Raw genomic sequence first — 25,221 nt, 5'->3', positions numbered from 1 at the left:
AGCTTGATTTTAATGATGCCTGTCTGAAAAGTATTTTCATACAGGCATGGTTTTTCAGACGGCCTTTCAGCCAGCCTGTTTAAACTTAGGCCGTCTGAAAAACAAAGTTTGCTCTTTCCACAGCACCCATGCAGTCAACAACAGCAGAATGCCTGTCTGAATCACTTTGCTGTCGGGGTGGGTTTGGAATATCTCGTTGCCGAGATTGGCGGCCAAATGGAACAGCAGTGCTACCACAATGCTGCGCCCGCTTTTCAGATACAGCCAGTTCATCAGCAGCACAAACACCACCATGCTGGCAACAAAATTGGCGGTGTAAAGCCAGCCTTGTGCCACCAGTTCGCTGTGGTAATAGCCTTTCACCAAGCCCAGCGGCACATGCCACAGCGCCCAGTACACGGTAAAAATCAGCGACGCGGCAAACAGGCTGAAGCGCGACAGCAGCGCATCCGTGCCGTAGGAGTGCCACGCCAGCTCTTCCAGCATCGCCCCAAGCACCAAAGCCAGCCACGGCGAAATCAGCGCCGAAGTAAACGAAGGGCTACCTGAAATATGGAACTGCCCGGCGGAATAGCCAAACAACATCGACACGCCCTGCGCCAACACCAGCGACAACGGCGGCAACAGCACCGCCGCCAGCAAATACCGTTTGGGCGCACCGGACAAACGCAAACGCGACAAGGCATCTGCCCGCAGCGAGGGCTGCCGCCACAACAAACCCGCCGCCAAACCCACCGGCGCGAACAAACCGGCCAACAGCAAGGCCGTGAGTAAACCTTTGTGCCTGCCGTCGGGCTGGTGGCTGAGATAAGCCGCCGCCAACCAAGCCGCCCACGGCAGCAGCAGCGACCAAGCGAAGAAGAACACGGGTCGGTAAACTGCGGGATTGGCAGTGTGTTGGAGTGGGTTCATCGGTAGTTCCTTGTTGTTCGAGCGAGCATGTTTTTTCAGACGGCATCGTTTGATAATGCAACTGTAAGGTTGGTATCCTTGCCCGCCGTATGACTCAAACGTGCGAGACCGAGTGGCGGGCAGGGATGCCCGCCCTACGCATTGAGTTTTCTGCACCGCAGATTTGCTTTTCTGATTGCTTCCAGAAAAAATGCCGATAGGTATGATGAAAAACAATATGTTAGATTATAGGCAACTGTTTCTGTTCCTTTTTCTCTCTGTCAACGGAAAGGAGCATGCCATGCGCCGTATGCATATCGGTTCTATCATTATCTTAATCTGCGGCCTGTCTGCCGTTATCCCCGGCCTGATGGTGCTGTTCGGCTTGGGCGGTTGGGTGCATGATTTGCTTGACCAGCCTATTGGTGCAATCGCTCTGCTGGTTATCGGCGGCTCGTGCGTGCTGGCGGCATTCTTTCCGCTGGTAGCCACTTACCTTACCCGCAAAGAACAGGGCAAGCCGCCTTTTGAAGACGACGAAGCCGAAGAGTAAGGTTTCCAACAGGCATTTTTCAGACGGCATCACTCAATCATGCAGCAAAAATTAGGGCGGGCATTATTGCCCGCCCTGAACATGATATTTATCAAATCAAATATCTACCGGCTGCCAATCGGCGCGGCCTTTAAGCGGCGGCAGGTAGGCCAACCCCATTTGGCACTGCTGCCATAATCTTTCGGGGATGCGGTAACGGTCGGCTTTATCGGGGTCGAGTTCGCACACGATTTCGGCTTCGCGGCCGTTTTCAATCAGTTCGGCCAAATCGGGATTGAGCAAAACGGTTTTACCCAATGCGATAAATTCCGCCCAGCCGGTTTGGTAGGCCGCCAAAATCTGCTCGGCGGTAAACAGGTTGCCTACGCCGATCAGGGGCAGTTTGCCGCCGATACGTTGGTGTATCTGCTCGATACGCGTCAAATTTGTATCGGCACCGCGACGGGCTTTTTTGTAGAAATCCCAAAGCGAAACGTGCAGATATTGCAGCGGTTTTTGCACCAACGCATCAATCAGCGCGAAAGTATCCTGCATGGTCAGGCCGTTGTCGCCGCCTTCTTCGGGTGAAAAACGGTAGCCGACGATAAAATCGGGGCGGTTGTGTTTGCGGCGCACGGCATCGACGGCTTCGACGATGGCCAGCGGGAAGCGCAGGCGGTTTGCCAAGCTGCCGCCCCATTCGTCTGAACGGCAGTTGCTTTGGGCGGAAACAAACTGCTGAATCAGATACCCGTTGGCGCCGTGGATTTCCACGCCGTCGAAGCCTGCTTCGAGTGCCAACTCGGCGGCGCGGGCAAAGGCTTCAATCAGCGCGCGGACTTCCGAGTCGGTGAGTGCGCGCGAACCGCTGGCTTCGTCGCTTGACGGAGCCACTTTGTCGGCACCGTTCAATAAATCGGCAGAGGCTTGAATACCGCCGTGATGAAGCTGCAAAACCGCTTTCGCGCCTTGTTGGTGGGCAATCTGCGCCACTTCTTTCAAGCTCGGCAAATGTTCGGTGCCGACGGCTTCAGGCTGTCCGGCAAAAGCTTTGCCTTCGGGCGATACCAGCGTGGCGGCGGAAATAAACAGGCCGAAACCTTTGAAGCGGTTGCTCAAAAACAGGCGTTCCTCCGGGCTGATGTTGCCGTCGGGCAGAGAAGCCCAATGCGTCATCGGCGCAACGGCCAAGCGATTTTTAATGACCGTACCGTTGTTGAGCGTGTAAGGTTGGAAAAGCGGGGTGTATTTGGGATTCATAACATTTACTCCGGTTGTGTATTTTCAGATGGCGTTTTCAGACAGGTATAGCATTACAGTATTCCAGCTTTCCGATGTACTTTTACGCTAGGTCGCTTCAGGTTGGATGGTGAATAGCTGATCCGACGACAATAATTAAAAAGCCCGATTTAAATACAACATGCGCCATATCCGGTTTGAGCCGGATATGGCGGGTATTTTTCTGAAGTCGGTCAACCGATACAAGCACAATCAGTCCAAATTTTTCACTGCATCCAGCAGTACGTCGGCGGCCAAAATGCCGAGGTTATTGGCAGCCAAAGGGCTGTCGCCGGTAAGCAGTTGGCGGTCACGGCATACTTCGCCGCTGATACCCTGATTAACCACGATCATACCTAATTGCTCGAGTCGTTCGGCCACCAGCCACGGCAAGCGGCCGGGCATGTAGCCGATGTCGATGTTGGCACCTTCGTCCAATACATCGGGAAAAACGGCGAGCTTGTATCCGGCAAACGGGAATGTGCCGTGTTCGGCAGCGGCATTCAAGGCGGCGGGACCGTGGCAAAGGGTTACGATAAAGCGGTTTTGTCCGACCGCCCAATTGAGCAGCCGCGCAACTTCTTCGCTATGGGGTATGGCGGTAAACGCGCCGTGCCCGCCCGGAATCAATACGGCGATATAAGGGGAATCGGGGACGGTTGCCCGGTCGATAATATCAGCCAGTTTCAACGGTTTTTGCAGCTTGGGCAGATAGGTTTCAAAAATGCTTTTTACTGCTTCGTCTTCTTTGGGCATGGCCCACATTTCAAATTTGGCCGCATTGCCCGAAAGCGTGGCCACATCGATTTCAAAACCCGCTTCGTGAATATGCAGCATCGGCAACAGCGTTTCCACCGGATGGTTGCCTGTAGAGAAAAGTTTGCCGTTTTGCATTTGCAGATAGCGTTCGTCTGTGGCAATCATCAGTACCCTGTATTTGCCGCCGGTATAAGGTTCATTGAATTTCACGCCGGAAAAATCCGTTTTCGGCGCAGTGTATCGGCTCAAAGAATATTCCGACGGAAAAAAAGCATTGTATTCGGCATGGTCGGGAACGGGGGTTTTGCTTAAATCACTCATGTTATGCTCCTGATGAACATTGTTTGAAACGCCGATAAGCGGATGTTTACCGGAATTGCGCCATTGTATTGCTTAGAGTATGCTCTAAGTCAAACCATTGAACGTTAAGGTTTGGTAAAAAATTTTACTTCATAAAAAACAAAATATTAGCAGGGAATACACATGAAAGATTATTTAACTATCGGTGAAGCAGCATCAAAATACGGTATCAGCCCGCACACTTTACGCTATTACGACAAAGCCGGTTTATTGCCGCCGCAAATACGCAGCAGCGGCAACCGCCTTTTCGGCACAGCGGATTTGGAGTGGCTGGAATTGATACTCGGTTTGAAACAGACGGGCATGAGCTTGAAAGACATTCAGGCATTCGTCGCTACTATGCACGAATCCGACGGCATAGCCAGACGGTTGGCCATATTGAGGCAGCAACGGAAAAAGGTTGATGAACAAATTGCTGCACTAAAACGGGCAGACAAGCTGCTGGAGCAAAAATGCGCCATATATGAAACGGCATTGAAAACAGGCGAAATTCCGGCAAATAGCGTATGCCGTGCGTTTTTACGGGATAAAGAACCCAAACAGGCTACCTGAAAAGCCGCCTGACCAACCGTTTCTACTCAAATAACAAGCCACCATTTAATCAATACCGATAAAAGGAATCGCCATGAATATTTTCCACAAACTCACCTGCCTGCTGACTGTTGCTGCCGGTGCCTGCACCATTTCCCCTGCATCATCCGATATTTACTGGGTCAGCGGCACAAAAGCCGAATGCAGCGCAGGTGCAGGCAAGATGATGTGTTTGCGGGTATCGAAACACCCCGATTTACAGCAAGCCGACTGGCAGTATTTTTACGCGCCGATAAAAGGCTTTGTGTTTGAAGAAGGCATATTGAAGAAAATAGAAGTACGCAAAACCGAACTTGTACCTGAAACCTTACCTGCCGACGCATCTTCCATCCGCTATACGCTGGTGCGTGAACTTGAAAAGAGACCCGACAATCCGGAGCTTTACCGCTGAATACGGTCAATACACCAACCCATTCCGGCCAACAAGCTGATTGTTCCGCCCATATAGTCAATCCACTTAACTTTTCTGCGCCTTCGCGTACTGTCTACGGCTTGCTGTCTTGTATTAAAAATGTGTTGATTGACTATATCTGCTCAATGCACGTCAAATTTATGTTAGCTGCTCCACAGCAAGCGAGATGCCCGCCCTACGCACAAAAGTTTTCAGACAGGCACGGCATCACAGCAATTCCAGCTTCCCGATGCGCTCTTGCGCCCGTTGGTAGGCGGGGTCGTTTTCAATGCGGCGCACATAGGCGGCGATATTCGGCAGGTTCAGCGATGTGCGCGACACGGCGGCCTGCAAGGGAAAACCCATCATGATGTCGGCACCGCTGATTTCTCCGCCCAGCAGCCAAGTGCGGCCGTCCAGCTTGCTTTCGACAAATTCCAAATGCAGTTTGAGTTGCGGATTCAAAAACGATGCGCGCACGCCGTCGGTAATCTTGCGGGCAACGGGTTTGGCGAAAAACGGCATTTTGCGCGTTTCGATTTTGCGGAACACCAGCGACATCACCAGCAGCGGCATCAGCGAACCTTCTGCATAATGCAGCCAAAACAGATATTCGGGATAAACCGCGCTGTTTTCAGACGGCCTCAATCCCGTTTCCTGCCCGTAGCGTGTGATTAGGTATTCGACAATCGCACCGCTTTCGGCCAGCACCAAGCCGTTGTCGTCTATCAGGGGCGATTTGCCCAACGGGTGGACACGGCGCAGGCTGTCGGGCGCAAGCGAGGTTTCGGCATCGCGTGCGATCACTTCCGCGCGGTACTCCAAGCCGAGCAGTTCGAGCAGCCATGCGATGCGGTAGGCTCGCGATTGTTTGAGTGCGTATAGGGTAATCATGGCGGACTTCCTTTCATCGCTGATTTTGCGGTTTACTTTTTCTTGGGCTTGGCTTGGAGCAATTCATCATACATGGCCTCAAACAGCCCTGTTGAAAACGCCTTGTCATCCACTTCGCTCACAAGCAGCATTGCTTTTGCGCCTTCGTAAGGCAACTCATAGGCCGCATTCCGCATGTAGTCGATTGCCGACTGAACGGGTTTAACCGGCAACCGGTCATCGTAGATGCCTCCGACGATTTTCTGCTTGTAGTAGAGAATATACTCGCCCATCATGGCTCGATATGTGATGTCGTCCAAGTCGGATAATTGTTCCAAAATAAAATCCAAATATGCTTTGCCGGATGCCATATGCGCCTCTTTTTTCCATGTGTAACCAAATAACTTCAGTAGTAACCGTACCGTCATACTCGGGTCAAGCCCGAGTATGAAGGACGTGCTGTTTTTTAAAATGCTTTTTCAGACAGGCATTTTTTCAGACGGCCTCACTTCATCATACAACTTTTACCAATCCCTATCCGCACAATAATCCACCAAAAAATCCAAAAACAGGCGCACGGGGCGGGAAAGTTGGCGGCGTGAGGGATAAAGCGCGTAAATGGTCATTTCGGGCAAAGTCCATTGCGGCAGCACGGCCTGCAAGGTACCTTGCTCCAAATGTTTGCCCAACATATAACGCGGAAGCATGGCGATGCCTGCCCCGTTAAGGGAGGTTTGCAGCAGCACCGATGCGTCATTGCCGGCAACGGTGTTGTTGAGCGTAAGGGAATGCCGTTCGCCGCCGTTGCTGAAATGCCATTCGCTGCGGTTGAAGTTGGTGTGTGCCAAACAGCGGTGTTGGTGCAGGTCGTCGGGATGCTGCGGTATGCCGTATGCCGCCAAATAATCCGGCGAGGCAACCAGCAGCGAGCGGCAGGGGGAAAGCGGGCGGGCGATCAGCGAGGAATCGGGGCTGCTGCTGATGCGTACCGCCAAATCTATGCCGGATTCCACCAGATTCACGGTTTCGTCGCCCACATGCAGATGAATGCTGAGTTTGGGGTGTTGCCTGCCGAACCCGGCAACCGCTTGAGCCAAATGGCAGATGCCGAACGATGTGCTGGCGGTGAGCCGCAAAACGCCGCGCAATTCGCCGTCGGCCGGAGCGATTTCCCATACGGCATCCTCTGCCAATTCATTGATTTGCCTGCAATAGCGCAATGCCTGCTCGCCTGCCGCCGTTAAACCGACATGGCGGGTGGTGCGTTGCAGCAGCCGCGCATTCAGCCATTGCTCCATCAGGGCGATATGCCTTGAAACCATGGCTTTGGACATCTCCAATTTCTCGGCGGCGGCGGTAAAACTGCCGCTTTCGGCCACGGCCAAAAACACTTTCACTGCGGTTAGTTTGTCCATCATTACGCCTAATTGTTGCAAAATAAGAAACAGTATAACTCAATCCAAGCGGTTTTTTGTTTATATTGTTTCATATATTATGCGCGGCATCTTAACCGATTGTAAAAAGGATATTCCGTGAACAAACATTCTTTGGCCGTTTTGGCTTCCGCCCTGATTTCTCAAGCCGCACTGGCCGACCAATTGACCTTCCACACTTTCAATCCGCAGGAAGGCAGCATTTTCCCCGTTTCTTCCGTGATTGTGGAAGGCGACAAAGAAGTGTTGCTGGTGGATGCCCAGTTCCAGCGCAATGACGCGCAAAAACTGGTTCAACAAATCAAAGCCATCGGCAAACCTCTGAAAACCGTTTATATCAGCCATTACGACCCCGATTTTTATTTCGGGCTGGACGTAGTCGGCCAAGCCTTTCCGCAAGCGGAAATCGTTGCCACGCCCGAAACTTTGGCGCATATCGAACAAAGCATCATCGGCAAATACAAATACTGGTCGCCCATTTTAAAAAACAACGCACCGAAAATGCTGGTGCTGCCCAAAGCCACCGACGCGGCTTATTTGAAAGTGGGCAGCAGCCGTTTGGAAATCCGCGGCAAACACATCAACCCCGCGCTGACTTACTTGTGGGATTCCGGCAGCAAAACCGTGTTGGGCGGCGTGCCGCTTTATGAAGGCACGCATTTGTGGCTGGCCGATTCGCAAACCAAACAGGCACGCAGCAAATGGGCGCGCACTTTGGACGACATCGCCGCGCTGAAACCGCGCCGGGTCATTCCCGGGCATTTTATCGGCACGCCTTCCGTCAAAACCATCGAATTCAACCGGCGTTATCTGGCCGAAGTCGAAAAAGCCGTCTCTTCGGCCAAAAACAGCCGCGATGTTGTCAACCGCCTCAAAACCGCCTTCCCCAACTTAAAAGGCGGGGATGATTTGGAACTGGGTGCGAAAGTGGTGATGGGCGAAGAAAAATGGCCTAAATAAGCCGCACGGTTTGCAGGCTTGTCATGCCTGCCTGAAAAGCTTTGGAAAACATCGAGGCCGTCTGAAATATTTTCAGACGGCCTCGAACTACCTCAGGCGTGCTATTTTTTAAAATGCTTTTTTCAGACAGGCATTCAGACGGCCTGCTTGGAATGAATACTTTCCACTTCCACGCGACGGGCAATGTCCTTCAGATTGGAATAGCTTTCTACCAGCCTCGGCACATCGTCCAAACTCATGGCAAACATCCATAAATAAGTGGTGAGCGAATAGATATGTCCTGCGCTGCCGTAGCCGTTTAAGGTTATCCACACGAAAGTAAAGCCGAACAATACCGCCATCGCGGCACCGACACACAGATAGCCCAATGCTTCGCGGTTGGAAATCAGAATGCGTAAACGGGCAACCAAACCGAAATGTCTATGCAGCATGATTTCGGGAGCAGACTGAATCATATCCACATCGCGCTCCAAGCGGTTGTTGAGTTTGAAATACAGTTTTTCGCTCACGCGCGAAAAACCCGGCAGCAATATCAAAAATACCGCCAAAATCATCAGGCTCAACACGCCGGCCCAAAACTCCAGCACCAAAAGCATAATGGCCGCGCCGAACACAGACACCAGCGAAGTAACCGCCGTCGGTAAATGCATTTCAAAAAAATCGACAAATTCCCGCGACAATGCCACCCGCGCCGCAATTTCAGACGGCGTCTGCCCCTGTATGCGCTGCTTCACAATCACAGGCACGGCGATTTCGCTGTAAATACGGGCAAACACGCGCGTATCGACGCTGCGCCGTGCCGCGCCCACCAACCACATCAACAATACCAAAAGCGCGTAAGTCAGCGCCTGCCATACCTTTCCCTGCATGACCGCGTTGACGGCAAAACCGCCGAACACGGGGTAAATCAGAAACAGCAGGTTTTCCAAAGCCACGATGCTGAACGTGAGCAGCAGCTTTTTGCGGTGTGCGGTGCCGATATTTTTTAAAGTATTCCACATGGTTAAACTTCATTTCCCATCATCGGTGCAGTCATACCGTTTATAAAAAATTCAACTGCATTGCCGTTATAGTGTATTTGCCGCATCTGCGGCATCCCGCCAAGAGATTTTACTTTTCAAACGGCCATCGATCCGCTTATCTGCATGGTTTTGTTATGGAATGCACAGAGCGTATTGCGGTGGCCGATACTGACGATGATGCTGTCGGGCAGCTTTTGGCGGATAAGTATGTAAAGTGCTGCTTCGGTGCTTTCGTCTAGTGCGGAGGTGGCTTCGTCAAGCAAAATCAATTTGGGCCGTGCCAGCAGAATACGGGTGAAAGCGATACGTTGCAGCTCTCCCGGAGAAAGGCGGTGCTGCCAGTCGTCGGTTTTGTCTAAACATCCGGCGAGATAATGCAAGCGGCAGTCTGCCAATACCAGCCGCAGCTCTTCGGGTGAAGGGTTGAGATCAGGATAACATATGGCTTCGTACAGCGTACCTTGCGGCACATAAGGGCGCTGCGGTACAAACAAGGTTTCGTGATGAGGCAGCCTTCTTACCGTACCGCTGCTGCCGAAAGGCCACAGTCCGGCCAAAACACGCATCAATGTAGTCTTGCCACAGCCGCTCGGGCCTTGAATCAGCAAAGCGTCTCCACATTCCGCTTTTAAAGCGACATGGTTGAGCAATACCGTGCCATCGGTGCGGTAAACGGCAACATTCTCCAATTCAAGCCTGTCTGAAACAACGTCAATGCCGTTTGAGCCGCAGTCGGAGGTTTCCAAGTTGGAAAGAAAACCGCTTAAACGCTCCAAGCGGGCGCGGTAGGCGGTGAAAGATTCATAAAAATTACGGAAAAACGACAAGGCGCGTTGCAGGCGGTTGAATGCCTGCACGGTTTGATGCATATCGCCGATTTTGATTTGCCCTGCAAAAAAGCGCGGGGCTTGCAGCATCAAAGGCAGCAATTGGACGCTTTGGGTCAAGAGGTCGTTGAATCCGCCCAAGACTACGCTTTGCCGCGTGATTTTCCAGCGGTTGCGGATGACGGCGCGGAAACGGTCGCCCAGTTGCTGTTGTTCTTTCCACTCGCCCCGGTAAAAGGCAATGCTTTCGGCGTGATCCCGGATGCGGATAAGAGAATAACGGTAGTCGCCGTTGAGCTTTTCATTGTCGTAATGGTAACGGATGAGCGGCTTACCTATCCACATCGCTGCAGCGGTAGAGAGCAGCACAAAAATAAACACGAAAAACACAATGCCGCGCGGAATGTTCAGGCCGAATAAGGATAAAACGCCGGACAACCCCCATAGCACGACGGTAAATTCAATGGCCGACAAAACGGAATTGAGCATCCCGCGTATAAATTCGATGGTATTGGCGATAAATTCCTGCGCATCTTGCTGGATGCGTTGGTCTATATTATCCGGTTCATGGCGCAGCATATGCAGCCGGTAATAATTTTTATCGGCAAACCAGCGTGAAACCAGCACGCCGTTCAGTTTTTCAGACCATTTAATTGCAAGAGACTGGTCTAAAAAGTCGTTAACAATGCCGTTGAGCGTGCGCATAATCACCACGCCGGCATTGATTAAAGCGAAAAACCAGAAAGCCGCTGCTTTTTTGTCTTGCAATGCGCTGTATAAGCCGTTGTAAAAAAATGTGTTCAAAACATTCAGGCGGATTTCGGTCAGCAGCAGCATTACCATAGCCGCCAGCAACAGCAGAATTTTCAGACGGCCTGCTTTATCCAAGCACGGTGAAAGAATTTGCCGGAACTGTCTGCCGAAACGGGTTTTGCCGATAATATAAACTATTGCAACAAGAGAAACAGATACGCCTATAAAAGTCTGTAAAAACCAGAGCGGCGTGGCATTTAATTCGATTTGCCATTTTTCCATAATGAACAGTAATAGGATGCCTGTCTGAAAAAATTCAGACAGGCATAGGGTAAATAAAATGAACAATAATGATATTGCCGCTTAAAACGGGCAAACCCAAATAGGGGGATGCCTTCTTTAAAAACCAGATGCAAAGGCAGCGGCAAGGTATCAGAAGCTTAACTTGGCGCCCAAAGCTACCGTGCGCGGCTCACCGATAGACAAATGCTCCATGGTGGCGGTAGTGTGCGACACAAAGTATTGCTTGTTGCCCAGATTTTTACCGGTCAGACGCACATTCAACGGTTTGCCGCCGACTTTTGTGTCATAAGAAACAAACGCGCTGTATGTGGTTGCCGAAGGCAGTTTGAACCATTGGGCTTGGTTGTTCCGCACATAATTAAAGCCCCATGTGCCGCGGTAGTCCAAACCCGCCCCTGCGCGCCAGTTGCCGCCCGCCGCCCGGCCGAAGTCGTAAAACAGCGTCAGGCCGGCGGTGTGTTTGGGAATGCTGCCGAATTGCGTGCCTTCGTTGAGCGGCTCGTTTTTATCTTCAACCACTTTTGTGTCTGTGAAAGTGTAATTGGCGGAAATACCCAATTTGTCGGTAATTTTGCCGTTGACATCCACTTCCATACCCTGCGAGCGGTTTTTTTCGATAACGCGCGTTTCCACTTCACCGTTGTCCAAAGTTACGGGGCGTGCAACATTGCTTTTTTTGATATGGAATAAAGCCAGATTCGCGCTAAGGTTTTCTCCGTTGTATTTGCTGCCGACCTCAAACTGGCGGCTTTTTTCCAGCGGGATTTTTTTGCCGCCGTAGTCGATGTTGCGCGAAGCATTAGGTTTGGCCGATGTGCCGAAATTGCCGTAAACCGACCATCTCGGGTTAATCAGGTAAACCGCGCCGATTTGCGGCAGCAGGTCGAAACCGCTACTGTGGTTGCGGAAGCGTGCCGGGCGGCCTTGCCCGGATTCTATTTTGTGCCACTGCCCGCGCACACCGCCGGAAACAATCCAACGGTTGCCGATATAGGCGGAATCTTGCAGCAGCAGGGCGGCGGTTTTGTAATGCTCGAGCGTATCGCTGGTACGCGCGTCTGCCGTCGGATTGGTCGATTCAATCCAGTTTTGCCCGTAAATGGGATTGTCCACACTCATGGTGTGACGGGTGGCGCTGCGGCGCAAATCGCCCAATTTCAATTTGTAGTCTTGCAATTGCAAAGATGCACGCAATTTGTGCGTAATGTTTTCACCTTGGTCAACGAGGCCGTTGGCAGAAAGGTTCAGGCTGTGCGTAACTGCATCGGAAGGCCTTGTGCCGTCGATACGGCGGCTAACTTCCCGCTTGGCGGCGTTATAGCTCATCACGCGTGCCTGCCAATCGTTGTAATGATTTTTGCTGAACCCGTACTCTGCCTGCAACCGCCAATCGGCATTCAGCTTGTGTTCGCCGCTTAATTGGAAAGTGTGCGAATAACCTTTGGTCACGTTAATCGGATCGTCCAAACGGCGTTTTAAAGGGATGTCCAACGCCTTGCCATAATTGGGATTATTTGCGGCCGTGCCACTAACGTCTAAAAAAGTACCCCGGTCGAACACGCCTTCGTAATTCTGATATTCGTAGCCCGCCGAAACCTTAGTTTTATCGTTTTTCCAAGATAAAGAAGGGGCGATGACATATTCGGTGTTGCTACCGAAACTCCGCCAGTAATTTTTGGTTTGATAGTCGGCAACCAAACGGTAAGCAAAGCCGCTGTTGCCGATAGGCCCGGTTGTATCAATACCGAGATTTCTTGCTGCATAATTGCCGTAGCCGACGTTTACTGCGGTGCTGTTTTTCGTATAGTCCGGCTTTTTGGTTACAACATTAATCACACCGCCGGGATTCTGCATACCGTACAGCGTTGAAGCCGGGCCTTTCAATACTTCGACCCGCTCGACATTAGCCGTGAAATTTCGTGCCATCGAGCTTCCCAAGCCGTTACGCATAATCGAACCGTCGCGGTTCCCTCCGTAACCCCTACGCATAACCGTATCCAAGGTGCCCGCCAGATTATTGCCTTGCGTTAGGCCGCTGATGCCTTTTACCGCTTCCTCCAAAGTTTGCGGCTGTTTATCCTGCAACTGCTCTTGAGTGACCACATCAATGCTGTAAGGCGTGTCAAGAATGGATGTGTTGACACCGGTAATGTCGCTGCGTTCGGCTTTATAGCCTTTTTCCATGGTAATGCGTTTACCGCGCACCGTTACCGTATCGACTTCAACCGCTTGCGGCAACGGGGATTGCTGTGCCGAATCCGACAAAGGAGGCTGATTTTTCGCCCATGCCGGCGCTCCGGCTCCCATTGCCGTTACGGTTAGAACCACTGAAGTGAAATATGTTTTCATCTCAAAATATCCTGTTACCTATAAAAATAATATCGGTTCAAGAATTTTATTATGTTAATACATTTAAAAATTATTATCATTTATATTTCAAAATATTTTTATATTGTCTATATGATGGTTCACAGCATAAAAATACCTGCCTGAAAACAGCTTTCAGACAGGCATGGTTTTCAGACGGCCTCAATCACCGCCATTCCTATCCAACACCGCCACAGCCGAGCGCAGCCGCTGCCAAGCTAGGTTTTGCTGTTCGGCAAAGGCGTTCCACAGTGCATCTTCGCTCATGATGCTGTATTCTCCCTGCGTGTGCAGGTTCACGTCCAGCCCGTCTTCAAGCGCTTGAACGTAGCGCATGTATTCGCCTTCAAAGTAAAACTGCGCCAGCTCGCGCATGATGGCTTCGCCGCGCAGCCAGTCTTGATGGGCGGCTTCGAGTTTGGGAAGCAGCTGGGTCCATTCGCGGTAGAGTTTCTGAATATGGTCGATGCGTGCCTGTGCTTCGGCTTGATTTGGCAAGTCGGTCATGGGGTATCCTTTCTGTTCTGTGTTCGTGTGGAGTCGCTTTGTTGCGGTATTTGGGCATTGGGGCGGCGTTATTGCGGCAGCTTAACCGCCAATTCAGACGGCCATTGGGCCGCATCGTCGGTACGCACATAGCCGTTGCCCGTCATGCCGCCTTTGAGCAGGCGGTTGTAGCGGGAAGCGGTTTCGGGCGCGAGTTTCAGTTTGACTTTAAATACCAGCTTTTCGCGCTCGTTGGCGGTTTCCACCGATTTGGGCGTGAACTGGGCTTCGGTGGCGATAAAGCTGATTTTGGCGGGGAACACGGCCTTCACGCTGTCGAGCACAATCCGCGCCTCGTCGCCCACTTTCAGACGGCCTGCCTGAGCGTTGGGCAGAAAAATGTTCATCGACACATCGGCCGGATCAAGCAGGCTCACTACTTTGCTGCCCGCCGCAATCACGCTGCCCGTTTCGGCGATTTTGTATTCCACCCTGCCCGCTTTGGGGCTGCGGATGGTCATGTCGTCATTGGCCGAAGCCGCTTGGTTAATCTGCGCCTGAGCCGCCGCCACCGCCGCCACCGCTTCGGCACGGGCGGCACGCGCCGCTTTCACCGAAGCCGCCGCACCATCGCGCGCGGCCAGCCGTTTGCTTACTTCTGCCGACGACACCAATTCGTCGCGCTTCAAACTTTGGGCATTACCCAATTCCATTTGCGCCACTTTCTGCTGCTGCTCGTATGCCTTGATTTCGGCATCCGCCCGCGTCACTGCTTCCTGCGCGCGCTGTTTCTGGGCTTTGGCGGCTTCAAGCTGACTGCTGCTGGTTACGGAAGAAAGCTCGGCCAATACGTCGCCCTCTTTTACTTCGCTGCCCTCGTCCACCAACACCGCCTGCACCCGCCCCGGATACAGGCTGGCAATGTCAAAGCGGTTCAGCTCCAAACGGCCGTTGGATTGGGCGAAGCCTTTGGGAAGTTCGTTCCGGCTGTTTTGCCGGTAAACGTACCAACCGCCTGCGGCAAGTAAAGCGATTACAACGACAATTGTCATTTTTTTCATAAACTTGTCCTATGTTTTGTCTCATAAGGGAGCAACACGGAAAAAGACTATTCGATATATTGTTTGATGGCGGCGTTTTCCAGCACTTCGGAAGTTTTGCCGCTTACCGATTCGGGTAGTACGCCTATATTGTTCAAGCGGATGCCGATAATCATCGGTACGAATACCGAACCGTTTAAATAAGTAAGCCGCAATCTGCTCGGAAAGCATTAACCGGCTGCCGCTTTCATTTAACAAAGACAGCAGGCCGTCTGAAAATCTGCTGAAACGGGCACGCCGAAATTCATCTACCGCTTCCGCTTCATCAACACTGTCAGCCCGTACGCTGTGTACTCATTCCAAATTCTTACATAGCCATACCGCCAACTGCCAAACGCTTGCACTTAGCCGTTTAACTGCCGGAATGTCCGCATACGAATCAAATGCCATCAACCCGAACGAACGTACTCAATCCGGCTCCGGCAGCCAGCAACCGCACCGAAAGTTTGCGGTAGCCGTATTGCGGACAAAGCCGCAAACCGGCTTGAATAAATTGGAAACGGGAAAGATTTGCTGCATAAAGTGCTTGATTTTTATAGCGGACATATATTTTATTCAATATAGCCCAGCAATACCCACATTACAATAGCCGGACACACGGGAAAGGCCGTCTGAACAAACTTTTCAGACGGCTTCAGATTTTGATGGAACGGATAGGAATGGTTTAAGAAATGTGTTCAGCCTTAACCAACTGATTTAAATAAAATATTAATCACCAATTCCGACGATATTCAATGATACGCCCAGCGTATAACGCAATATTTCGGCGACAGCCCGATTGTGCCATTGCCCGAGCACGACTTCACAGTCGGCAAGAATCCGCTGCCGCTCGCTTTCGGGCAATTCGGCGACTTGATTTAAGGCCATCTGAAATTGCCGAAACAAAGCCGTTTTAATCTTACCGCCGTTTTTTTCGGAGGCCGTCTGAAAACTAATGAGGGTATTGATAATGGAATCTGCCGTATCAGGATTACCGGCATGGTCTTTTTCAGACGGCCTGCCGAGATACACATTCAACAAATGCCAAACGCAATGTTGCGCCAAAGCAGCTTCATCATTGGCGCAGTAGGCTCGTTCGGCTTCTGCCAACAGTTTTTCTTCCAACCTCAACGAAGCAGCGTAAGGCAACATATGCTCGAGCAAATCGATATAATGAACGGAGTAAAGCGGCTGTTCACACAAACGCTGGTATAACACTTCCCCTAAAGCATCACTGTGCACTAAGGCCGTCTGAAAACCGGCAGGAGCAAGCATGGCATGCAACAACAACGGTGCCCGTTTGCCGTTCGATGCCAGAGAAAACCAAACATTTGGTGCATTCCGTGCCAACAATGCCTGCCGTGCGGCATAGTCGGGATTGGTGACGATGATTTTTCGGCGCATGGCATCGGCCAGCTTCTGCTGTTCGTTAAATTGGGCTTCTGCTTCGGCTGCCGCCCATGCATCTTCCTTGCGTGCGTTCACCAACGCGAAAACGCCTTCGTAAGGCTGTTTTTCCCCCAACCATTCTGCGGCGGCTACCTCTTCGGCAAGCTGGCGGGCACGGTAGGGGCTGAGACGGCGGATCCGATCGATAATTTTCGGGTGGGTTGCGGCCAGTTTGTCGAAAATATCCGGCTCATAAATACTGCCGAACATAAAATGGGCATACTCCGCCGCATGCCAAGAATGCAAACGGTGACGCGGTGCAATGGCTACTTTGTGCAAGGCTCCAACCATGCCTTCCGTCTGACGAGTGAATTGGACTGCTGAAGCATCAGCCAGATATTCCCGCTGACGGCAAATGGCCGCCTGAATCCAGCCGGCAAGTAATGCCCCCAAGCCGCCTATGATTCTGAACATAAGCCCCAGCAAGGTAAACGGCATGCTGACCAAACAGCCGGCCACAGCGGTATTCGCTTCTTCCTCTATGGTTTTTTTATTTCCCGAGATTTGAAAGTGCGTGCCGAACATCAAATATTTACCCAACACTTCAATCATCTGCAAACCGAACAGCCAACCGGTCAGCCGCATATTCAAACGCGTATCACCGTTAAGGATATGGCTGAATTCATGAGCGATTACTGCTTGCAATTCCGCACGGTTCAGATTGTTTACCGCGCCTTGCGTGATACCGATTACAGCGTCTTTACCGCCCATGCCGGCGGCAAATGCGTTAATACTGCTGTCGGGCAAGAGGTAAACTTTAGGAAGCCTCATCATGGAAGCCAACGCCATTTCTTCCACCACGTTCAATACCCGCCTTTCCGCCGGTGTTGTGGCCTTGCGCGGGTAAATACGTTCGCCGCCCAACGCCTTAGCCACAACGTGCCCGCCTTCCGAAAGGCTACGCAAACGGTACCAGCTCGCAGCCAGCATCACGCCGGCAAACGATGCGGCGATTATCAAATAATTTTTCAGGGTATGGAATTCTTCGGGCATAAACCAACCGGACGCCCATGTGAGCAACGAAACAGTTAACGACATGGCGGTAACATACAGTACAACCAATTTAACCGTATATCGGCGGGCTTTCGCCTGCTGCTCGAAGAAACGCATTTAAACTCTGCCTTATTGCAGAATACGCGGGCTGATTTGAATTACGGCATTATCTTCAAACTTCAACAAAGCCGCATCTTGCTTGTGGCCGAAAAAACCGGCGAGCATATTGGTGGGAAACGACTGACGCAGATTATTGTAAAACATCACCGAGTCGTTATATGCCTGCCGTGCGAAAGCCACGCGATTTTCAGCCGTATCAAGCGCTTCGGTAAGCTGGGAAATGTTTTGGTCGGCTTTCAATTCAGGGTATGCCTCAATCGTTACCTGTAAATTCCGCAATGCACCGTTGAGTTCAGTTTCCACCGCTCCGAGCGAAGTTAACGAATTGACATTCGGATTGGCCGCTGCCGCCTGCAACAACGACTCCGCACGACTTCGTGCCGCCGTAACCGCCTCCAAAGTGGCACGCTCGTGATTCAAATAGATTTTAGCAGCTTCAATCAGATTGGGAATCAAATCATGACGGCGTTTCAGCTGCACTTGGATTTGCGCAAACGCATTGAGATATTGGTTTCTTCCGGCAACCAGCCTGTTGTAAAGCACGGCAGGAAAAATCACACAAGCGATAACAAAAAGTAAAGCGAGAAACGGTCCCATCGTTACATCCTTTTTATCTTAATTTTTTCAGACGGCCCCCATATGATGAAACCGACATGCAATACCTAGATGATTATAACGGATAAACATTACTGTAATGTAGGGTTAGACGAGGTAAATTTACCCATTTATTTGAAAATATTTGGCTTTTATTCACAAAATATTTACACTTTTCTTACTTTTCAGACGGCCTGAAGTCTCCGAAAATCCTATTTTCAAGTCAACCCACATCAAAAAACGCCTGTACCGTTTCGGCCAAATCCAATTCTAGCTTATCCCCCGTGTGCAATTCGCCCACTCCCGCCGGCGTACCGGTGAAAACCACATCGCCCTTACACAAACCATAAGTTTCGGCAAGTTCTTTCAAAATCGCCGGCAACGGATAAATCATGTGTGAAGTTTCACCGCATTGGCGTATTTTACCGTTTACTTTAAAAGTAAATTTACAATTGTTCGGGTTACGTAACTTGTCCGGCCCGATAAACTCCGACACACATGCCGCACCCCGGAAGCCTTTGGCCTTAGTCCACGGCAAACCTTTTTCTTTCAAACGGCTTTGTACATCGCGTGCGGTTAAGTCCAAGCCCACACCGTAGCCGGCAATGATTCCAGTCAAATCATCGTAATCGAGGCCATCTGAATCTTTGCCGATCAATAACACCAATTCGCTTTCATAATGCACCGAATGACTGTACACCGGCAGGCGGATGGTGCCGCCTGAGTGCAAAATACTGTTGTTCGGCTTCATAAACACCACCGGTTCGGCAGGCATTCCATTTTTCAATTCGGCAATATGATCTACATAATTTCGGCCGATACAATAGATATTGTTGACATCTACCCTCTGCTTTTCCAATATGACTTCCGTCACAACTCCCTCCTTTCAGTAATATTTCAACACATGCTATTACCACGTTGTTTATGCCAAAAATGAAAACGATGTTCCGGCATACTTCATTTCCAACTGTTTTCAAAAAATTCAAACTATCCCGTATTACCGAATTCTCATGTATTGCATGTGCATAAAAAATAACAGGAACAACTTGTTTTTTAATGTAAATAATGATAAAAATTTCTATATTTAAAACAATATGCTATAAAAATATTCATCATTTTTGTCAAAATAATTTAATAAAAATCCGATTTAGTTGTAAGAAATACCTTATAGCGTCGTCTAGTTTTATGTAAAATTTGCATTTGGAGCTCCCAAAGCAAATCCGTATGGCACCAAATAGCTGTGAAACCTAATGATTCTACAGTATTTTCCGGTTTTCCCATACCGATTCCGATATTTGCAAACCTTAGCCTTGTATAATTATTAGTTTTTATAGCAATACCATTCGGCAATTTTTATTTTATATTTCACATACGTTTTCGAAGAAAAGATAAGAAAGGAATTATATTATGTTTAAAAAAGCACTTATTGTATCGGCTTCTTTACTGGCTCTTGCTGCCTGCTCACCCAGCGAAACTGCACAATCTGCACAACCTGCTGCAGAAGCCGTACAAGCCGTGCCGCAAACCCCTGCCGATTGGGAAGTATCTAACGCCGGTATTACCTTCCTGAGCAGCAAAATCAACAAACAATTGGGCAGTGTAACTGAGCAATCACGCTTCAAAGCCAGCCAAGCCGTATTAGGCAAAGACGGTGAATTCAAAATGGAAGTGGATTTGAGCAGTGTAAGCACCGGTATTGAAATCCGCGACCAGCGCTTGAAAGATTGGGTATTTGAAACTGCCAAATTCGCTAAAGCCAATGTTACTGGCAAAGTAGATGTAGATGCCGTGAACAAACTGGCTATCGGTGAAACTGTGAATTTGAAACAGCCTTTGGTTTTGGACATTCACGGCAAACAAATCAATCTTGAAGCCGACCTATCTGCACAACGCATCAGCGCAGACAAAATCATGGTTAGCACTCTAAGCCCTGTTCTCTTGGATGTTAAAGCAATGGACATGGTCGGCGGTGTAGCTCAACTGGTTGAAGTAATGGGCTTAAGCTCTATCGTTCAACAAATTCCGGTTTCTTTTAACGCTGAATTTACCCGTAAAGAGTAATCAAGTTGTTTGAAATTTGATTTCATTCCATATTCCCTTTTCTAGATCGCAGGCCGTCTGAAATCATTTCAGACGGCCTGCGATCTTTATGTTTTGGAAAACAATAGGTTCTGATCAAATACAGCATAGCAAATATACTTATTTTTGATACAAGGCAGCAAGCCGCAGACAGTACAGGTAGTACGGAACCGATTCTGTTGCCGCTTTGCGGCTTACAAAATTGTTCTCTTCGAGCTAAGACGCAATAAGATCATAGTATGTTAAGTTCGTTTGCTATATGTTTATGGTACCGTCGTTTTTTGTAGAATTTAAGAATCTCCTCCTATACAAAGAGACAAGTCGTTTATGCGACCAGTAAGGCAAGAATCTTTGCCCACCGTTACCGTTTATTTACCCATGGTAAGCAAGGAGCTTTATAGAAATTCAAAATCCAATTTATACGGCTTATACGGCTTGTATCTATAAAAAGGCCGTCTGAAAAAACTTTTCAGACGGCCTCGTTTCATCATGCGCGATTGGTTTTATTTACCCAAAGCCTCCAGCACTTTGGCGGCTACTTCACCAACAGCCACACTTTGAGCTTCGCTGTCGGTACGCTTAGCGTATTCGACGTTGCCTTCTTTCAACGCGCGGTCGCCGATAACGATGCGGTGCGGAATGCCCAACAGTTCGGAGTCGTTCAGCAACACGCCTGCGCGTTCGTCGCGGTCGTCCAGCAACACATCCACTCCTTTGGCCAACAATTCAGCATAGAGTTTGTCGGCAGCTTCGCGCACGCTATCGGATTTTTTGTAGTTCATCGGCACGATCACCACTTCAAACGGTGCCATCGCATCTGTCCAAATGATGCCGCGTTCGTCGTTGTTCTGCTCGATGGCGGCGGCTACGATGCGGGTGATGCCGATGCCGTAACAGCCCATTTCCATGATTTGCGCTTTGCCGTTGCTATCGAGGAAGGTAGTGTTCAAGGCTTTTGAATATTTGTCGCGCAGTTGGAAAACATGGCCGACTTCGATACCGCGTGCCAGTTTCAGACGGCCTTTTCCGTCGGGGCTGGGGTCGCCTTCAACCACATTGCGCAAATCGACAAATTCAGGTTCGGGGCAGTCGCGGCCGAAGTTGAAGCCGGTGTAGTGGTAGTCGTTTTCATTGGCACCGATCACGGTATCGGCCAGTTTTTCAACGGCAAAATCGGCATATACTTTGCCGGTGAAACCGACAGGCCCGAGCGAACCGCCGTTGGCGCCGAAGGCCGTCTGAATGGCGGCAGGCGTAGCCATGACCAAAGGTGATTTCACGCCGGCGAGTTTTTCGGCTTTGATGTCGTTGAACTCGTGATCGCCGCGTAACAGCAGCAACACCAATTTACCTTCTTCTTCGCCTTCCACCACGATGGATTTGAGCGTTTTTTCAATCGGCACATTCAAAAACGCCACCAAGTCGGCAATAGTTTTTACATTAGGCGTGTGGACTTTGGTTAAGGTTTTGGTGGCGGCGGCGCGTTCGCCTTGTTGCGGCAGGGTCGGTGCCAGCTCGACGTTGGCGGCGAAATCGGATTCGTCGCTGTATGCAATCACGTCTTCTCCGCTTTCGGCCAGCACTTGAAATTCGTGCGAACCGGTGCCGCCGATGCTGCCGGTGTCGGCGGCTACGGGGCGGTAGTTCAAGCCCAAGCGGTTGAAAATACGGCAATAAGCGTCGTACATGGCGTTGTAGCCTTCCACCAGCGATTCGTAATCGGTGTGGAAGGAATAAGCGTCTTTCATCACAAACTCGCGTGCACGCATCACGCCGAAACGGGGGCGGACTTCGTCACGGAATTTGGTTTGAATGTGGTAGAAATTTTTCGGCAGCTGTTTATAGCTGGTGATTTCTTTGCGCACGATGTCGGTAATCACTTCTTCGCAGGTGGGGCCCATACAGAAATCGCGGTCATGGCGGTCTTTCAGGCGCAACAGCTCTTTGCCGTAAAATTCCCAGCGGCCGCTTTCCTGCCACAATTCGGCGGGTTGCACCACCGGCATCAGCAGCTCCACCGCGCCGGCACGGTTCATCTCTTCACGCACGATATTCTCGACTTTGCGCAACACGCGCAAACCCATCGGCATCCATGTATACAAACCCGAAGCATTGGCTTTGATCAGGCCGGCACGCAGCATCAGTTTATGGCTGGCGAGGGCGGCTTCGGTAGGGGCTTCCTTTAAGGTGGAAATGAAAAATTGACTGGCTTTCATGTTGATATCGGCAGGAAAAATCAAAGATGTGCATTGTACCGCAAAGCGGCTTTTTTCGGCAGGCATTTACCCGGGATTTCTTGCTTTTCGGGTAATGTCAATCTAATTTTGTACACAATTTTCAAACGGCCTTGTTTTATTTAAAGAATTTGTTTTTAGGTCGTCTGAAAAGCTATTATAAAATACAAGATATTGATTTATATAATATTTTTAATTGACTATTTTTAAGGCAGTTTAACGCGTCGATTGTCGGCAAAGGTTTTTTTCGAGTTACTCCAAATTTATACACAAAGTTATCCACAAAGTTTGTGAATAGAATTCTGAAAATAGTAAACATCATGATTATGTTAAATAAGATTTTCACAACACATAATTGATGTATTTGCATATACGGTATTTAGCATACTATTATTTCAGACGGCCCGTTTCTGATATATTCGCATTACCCTTCCAACTATCGAAAGCACCATCATGACCGCACCGACACTGACTTCCCGTAACAAAATGTTCAACGGCTATCACGAACGTTACAGCCACCGTTCAGATGCCACCGGTACCGACATGACTTTTACCATCTACCTGCCGCCGCAAGCCCTGCAAGGCTATCGCGTGCCCGTGCTTTACTGGCTCTCCGGTTTGACCTGCACCGATGAAAACTTTGCCACCAAAGCGGGGGCGCAACGATTTGCCGCGCAATGGGGCATTGCGTTGGTAATGCCCGACACTTCCCCCCGCGGGAAAGACGTGCCCGATGCCGACAGCTACGATCTGGGTCAGGGAGCCGGTTTCTATGTCAACGCCACAGAACAACCGTGGGCGAAACATTATCAAATGTACGACTATATCGTCGGCGAACTGCCCGACCTGATAGAAAAACATTTCTCTGTTACCGATCAACGCAGCATTTTCGGCCACAGCATGGGCGGCCACGGCGCGTTGCAGATTGCCCTAAAGAATCCCAAACGTTATGCTGCCGTCTCTGCCTTCGCCCCGATTGTGAACCCGAGTGAAACACCGTGGGGACAAAAGGCTTTTGCCGCATACCTAGGCCAAAATCCGCAAATATGGGCGCAATATGACAGCACCGAATTGGTTAAAAGCGCCGCACGCAAATTGCCGATATTGATAGACCAAGGCGATGCCGACGACTTTTATCCCCAAGAACTGCAACCCGAAAAATTTGTTGCGGCCGCACGAGGCAACGGATTTAACGTCGAATTCAACTTGCGCCCCGGATACGATCACAGCTATTACTTCATCGCCAGCTTCATCGACACGCATATCGAATTTCACGCCGATGCATTCGGGTTATAAAAATACTAAGGCCGTCTGAAACCTTTCAGACGGCCTTTTCCCACTATGTTACAATTTCAAATCAAAACTTCTGTTCATTCATTTACTTAATATAAGGAATGCTCATGACAACCATCGCCCATGATATTTTCAAAGCCTACGACATCCGCGGCATCGTCAGCAAAACCCTAACCAATGAAGCAGCCTACTTAATCGGTAAAGCCATTGCCGCCAAAGCCGCCGAGAAAGGCATCAAAAAAATCGCACTGGGGCGCGACGGTCGTTTGAGCGGCCCCGAGCTGATGGAAAATATTTCAAAAGGCTTAACCGAAAGCGGCATAGACGTACTGAACGTCGGCATGGTAGCCACGCCTATGCTCTATTTTGCCGCCATCCGCGAATGCGAAGGCAGCGGCGTAATGATTACCGGCAGCCACAACCCGCCCGACTATAACGGCTTTAAAATGATGCTCGGCGGCGATACGCTGGCAGGCGAAGCCATTCAAGAGCTGCTGGCCATCATTGAAAACAAGCGTTTTGTTTCAGACGGCCTCGCAGGAAACGTTACCGAAAAAGACATCTCTTCCGAATACCAAAACCACATCGTCGGCCACATCAAACTCAAACGCCCGATGAAAATCGTTGCCGATGCGGGTAACGGTGTAGCAGGCGCGTTTGCAGGCAACTTATACCGTGCGCTCGGCTGCGAAGTAACCGAACTCTTCTGCGATGTAGACGGCAATTTCCCCAACCACCATCCCGATCCCGCCAAGCCGAAAAATCTGCAAGATGTGGTTAACGAGCTGAAAACCGGCGATGCGGAAATCGGCATTGCCTTCGACGGCGACGGCGACCGTTTGGGCGTAGTTACCAAAGAAGGCAACATCATTTATCCCGACCGCCAACTGATGCTGTTTGCCCAAGACGTATTGAGCCGCAACCCCGGTGCCAAAGTAATTTTCGACGTAAAATCCACCCGCCTGCTCACCCCATGGGTAAAAGAACACGGCGGCGAACCGATTATGGAAAAAACCGGCCACAGCTTCATTAAATCTTCCATGAAGAAAAACGGCGCACTTCTTGCGGGAGAAATGAGCGGACACACTTTCTTTAAAGAACGCTGGTTCGGCTTTGACGACGGCCTGTACGCCGGTTGCCGCCTGCTGGAAATCCTTTCTGCAAGCGACAATCCTTCCGCCGTACTGAACGTTTTGCCGCAAAGCATTTCCACACCCGAACTGAATATCGATTTACCTGAAGGCAGCAACGGCCACAAAGTGATTGAAGAACTGGCGCAAAATGCCCGATTCGACGGCGCAGCCGAAATCATTACCATCGACGGCCTGCGCGTAGAGTTCGCCGACGGCTTCGGCTTGATGCGTGCCTCTAACACCACGCCGGTATTGGTGTTGCGATTTGAAGCCGACAGCGAAGAAGCCATCGCACGGATTCAAAACCAGTTTAAAACGGTGATTGAAAGCAATCCCGCGCTGCATTGGCCGTTATAAAACCAGTCAATTCACTGTTTATAAAATCAAAGGCCGTCTGAAAACACCGGTGTTTTCAGACGGC

At 50.3% G+C, this 25,221-nt stretch carries 23 protein-coding genes; 7 read left to right on the top strand and 16 right to left on the bottom strand.

Annotated features, from left to right (window positions below; translation table 11 throughout):
• Positions 1 to 66: 66 nt before the first annotated feature.
• Positions 67 to 912, bottom strand: coding sequence for a CPBP family intramembrane glutamic endopeptidase (locus EL216_RS00405; RefSeq protein ID WP_085390883.1), 846 nt, complete (start codon positions 910 to 912; stop codon positions 67 to 69).
• A 280-nt stretch (positions 913 to 1,192) separates the two neighbouring features.
• Here EL216_RS00405 and EL216_RS00400 point away from each other — a divergent pair, with 280 nt between their 5' ends.
• The gene (locus tag EL216_RS00400) at positions 1,193 to 1,444 is read left to right on the top strand and encodes a hypothetical protein (protein WP_085358990.1); all 252 of its coding nucleotides are present in this window, start codon (positions 1,193 to 1,195) and stop codon (positions 1,442 to 1,444) included.
• A gap of 96 nt (positions 1,445 to 1,540) precedes the next feature.
• Here the strand turns inward: EL216_RS00400 and EL216_RS00395 are convergent, their stop codons facing one another.
• Positions 1,541 to 2,683 carry an NADH-dependent flavin oxidoreductase gene (locus EL216_RS00395; RefSeq protein WP_085390882.1) on the bottom strand — a complete coding sequence of 381 codons (1,143 nt, stop codon included), beginning with the start codon at positions 2,681 to 2,683 and terminating at the stop codon, positions 1,541 to 1,543.
• Between the two features lie 231 nt (positions 2,684 to 2,914).
• The gene (gene hchA, locus EL216_RS00390; RefSeq protein WP_085390881.1) at positions 2,915 to 3,781 is read right to left on the bottom strand and encodes a glyoxalase III HchA; all 867 of its coding nucleotides are present in this window, start codon (positions 3,779 to 3,781) and stop codon (positions 2,915 to 2,917) included.
• A 162-nt stretch (positions 3,782 to 3,943) separates the two neighbouring features.
• On the opposite strand from hchA, the gene EL216_RS00385 reads away from it, so the two are divergent.
• Together EL216_RS00385 and EL216_RS00380 are read left to right on the top strand one after the other, a co-directional pair.
• Positions 3,944 to 4,372 carry a MerR family transcriptional regulator gene (locus tag EL216_RS00385; protein WP_085390880.1) on the top strand — a complete coding sequence of 143 codons (429 nt, stop codon included), beginning with the start codon at positions 3,944 to 3,946 and terminating at the stop codon, positions 4,370 to 4,372.
• A gap of 73 nt (positions 4,373 to 4,445) precedes the next feature.
• Positions 4,446 to 4,802: a DUF4377 domain-containing protein gene (locus EL216_RS00380; RefSeq protein ID WP_085390879.1), complete on the top strand. Its 357-nt coding sequence runs from the start codon at positions 4,446 to 4,448 to the stop codon at positions 4,800 to 4,802.
• A 228-nt stretch (positions 4,803 to 5,030) separates the two neighbouring features.
• Here the strand turns inward: EL216_RS00380 and EL216_RS00375 are convergent, their stop codons facing one another.
• The 3 genes from EL216_RS00375 to EL216_RS00365 form a co-directional block, all read right to left on the bottom strand.
• The gene (locus EL216_RS00375) at positions 5,031 to 5,696 is read right to left on the bottom strand and encodes a glutathione S-transferase (protein ID WP_085390878.1); all 666 of its coding nucleotides are present in this window, start codon (positions 5,694 to 5,696) and stop codon (positions 5,031 to 5,033) included.
• Positions 5,697 to 5,728: 32 nt separating this feature from the next.
• Positions 5,729 to 6,046, bottom strand: a complete 318-nt coding sequence (locus EL216_RS00370; protein ID WP_085390877.1) for a TfoX/Sxy family protein — start codon at positions 6,044 to 6,046, stop codon at positions 5,729 to 5,731.
• Between the two features lie 153 nt (positions 6,047 to 6,199).
• Entirely contained in the window at positions 6,200 to 7,093 is an 894-nt protein-coding gene (locus EL216_RS00365) for a LysR family transcriptional regulator (protein ID WP_197720435.1), read from the bottom strand.
• Between the two features lie 114 nt (positions 7,094 to 7,207).
• Here EL216_RS00365 and EL216_RS00360 point away from each other — a divergent pair, with 114 nt between their 5' ends.
• Positions 7,208 to 8,068 carry an MBL fold metallo-hydrolase gene (locus EL216_RS00360; protein WP_085390875.1) on the top strand — a complete coding sequence of 287 codons (861 nt, stop codon included), beginning with the start codon at positions 7,208 to 7,210 and terminating at the stop codon, positions 8,066 to 8,068.
• Positions 8,069 to 8,202: 134 nt separating this feature from the next.
• Here the strand turns inward: EL216_RS00360 and EL216_RS00355 are convergent, their stop codons facing one another.
• The 9 genes from EL216_RS00355 to EL216_RS00320 form a co-directional block, all read right to left on the bottom strand.
• The gene (locus EL216_RS00355) at positions 8,203 to 9,069 is read right to left on the bottom strand and encodes an ABC transporter six-transmembrane domain-containing protein (protein ID WP_085390874.1); all 867 of its coding nucleotides are present in this window, start codon (positions 9,067 to 9,069) and stop codon (positions 8,203 to 8,205) included.
• 116 nt (positions 9,070 to 9,185) lie between these two features.
• Entirely contained in the window at positions 9,186 to 10,952 is a 1,767-nt protein-coding gene (locus EL216_RS00350) for an ABC transporter ATP-binding protein/permease (protein ID WP_085390873.1), read from the bottom strand.
• Between the two features lie 150 nt (positions 10,953 to 11,102).
• Entirely contained in the window at positions 11,103 to 13,322 is a 2,220-nt protein-coding gene (locus tag EL216_RS00345) for a TonB-dependent siderophore receptor (RefSeq protein WP_085390872.1), read from the bottom strand.
• A gap of 180 nt (positions 13,323 to 13,502) precedes the next feature.
• Positions 13,503 to 13,847: a DUF4298 domain-containing protein gene (locus tag EL216_RS00340; protein ID WP_085390871.1), complete on the bottom strand. Its 345-nt coding sequence runs from the start codon at positions 13,845 to 13,847 to the stop codon at positions 13,503 to 13,505.
• A gap of 68 nt (positions 13,848 to 13,915) precedes the next feature.
• On the bottom strand, positions 13,916 to 14,887 hold the full coding sequence (locus EL216_RS00335) for an HlyD family secretion protein (protein ID WP_085390870.1): 972 nt from the start codon (positions 14,885 to 14,887) through the stop codon (positions 13,916 to 13,918).
• Between the two features lie 47 nt (positions 14,888 to 14,934).
• Positions 14,935 to 15,081, bottom strand: a complete 147-nt coding sequence (locus EL216_RS11020) for a hypothetical protein (RefSeq protein ID WP_158087733.1) — start codon at positions 15,079 to 15,081, stop codon at positions 14,935 to 14,937.
• A 553-nt stretch (positions 15,082 to 15,634) separates the two neighbouring features.
• Positions 15,635 to 17,464 carry a M48 family metalloprotease gene (locus EL216_RS00330; protein WP_085390868.1) on the bottom strand — a complete coding sequence of 610 codons (1,830 nt, stop codon included), beginning with the start codon at positions 17,462 to 17,464 and terminating at the stop codon, positions 15,635 to 15,637.
• A gap of 12 nt (positions 17,465 to 17,476) precedes the next feature.
• A complete protein-coding gene (locus EL216_RS00325) occupies positions 17,477 to 18,064 on the bottom strand; it encodes a LemA family protein (RefSeq protein ID WP_085390867.1) in 588 nt (195 codons plus the stop codon).
• Between the two features lie 220 nt (positions 18,065 to 18,284).
• Positions 18,285 to 18,935 (bottom strand): fumarylacetoacetate hydrolase family protein, encoded by a 651-nt coding sequence (locus tag EL216_RS00320; protein ID WP_085390866.1) that lies wholly within the window; start codon positions 18,933 to 18,935, stop codon positions 18,285 to 18,287.
• 533 nt (positions 18,936 to 19,468) lie between these two features.
• Between EL216_RS00320 and EL216_RS00315 the strand changes: the two genes are divergently transcribed.
• On the top strand, positions 19,469 to 20,122 hold the full coding sequence (locus EL216_RS00315) for a YceI family protein (RefSeq protein WP_085390865.1): 654 nt from the start codon (positions 19,469 to 19,471) through the stop codon (positions 20,120 to 20,122).
• A gap of 521 nt (positions 20,123 to 20,643) precedes the next feature.
• Here EL216_RS00315 and EL216_RS00310 read toward each other — a convergent pair.
• Positions 20,644 to 22,356, bottom strand: a complete 1,713-nt coding sequence (locus EL216_RS00310) for a proline--tRNA ligase (RefSeq protein WP_085390923.1) — start codon at positions 22,354 to 22,356, stop codon at positions 20,644 to 20,646.
• A 471-nt stretch (positions 22,357 to 22,827) separates the two neighbouring features.
• Between EL216_RS00310 and fghA the strand changes: the two genes are divergently transcribed.
• The gene (gene fghA / locus EL216_RS00305) at positions 22,828 to 23,670 is read left to right on the top strand and encodes an S-formylglutathione hydrolase (RefSeq protein WP_085390864.1); all 843 of its coding nucleotides are present in this window, start codon (positions 22,828 to 22,830) and stop codon (positions 23,668 to 23,670) included.
• A gap of 104 nt (positions 23,671 to 23,774) precedes the next feature.
• Positions 23,775 to 25,157, top strand: coding sequence for a phosphomannomutase/phosphoglucomutase (locus EL216_RS00300; protein WP_085390863.1), 1,383 nt, complete (start codon positions 23,775 to 23,777; stop codon positions 25,155 to 25,157).
• Positions 25,158 to 25,221 lie beyond the last annotated feature (64 nt).

The organism is Neisseria animaloris (genome assembly GCF_900637855.1).
Classification (GTDB): domain Bacteria; phylum Pseudomonadota; class Gammaproteobacteria; order Burkholderiales; family Neisseriaceae; genus Neisseria; species Neisseria animaloris.
The sequence above is the reverse complement of the archived record's forward strand: the minus strand, read 5'-3'. Positions and strand labels throughout refer to the sequence as shown.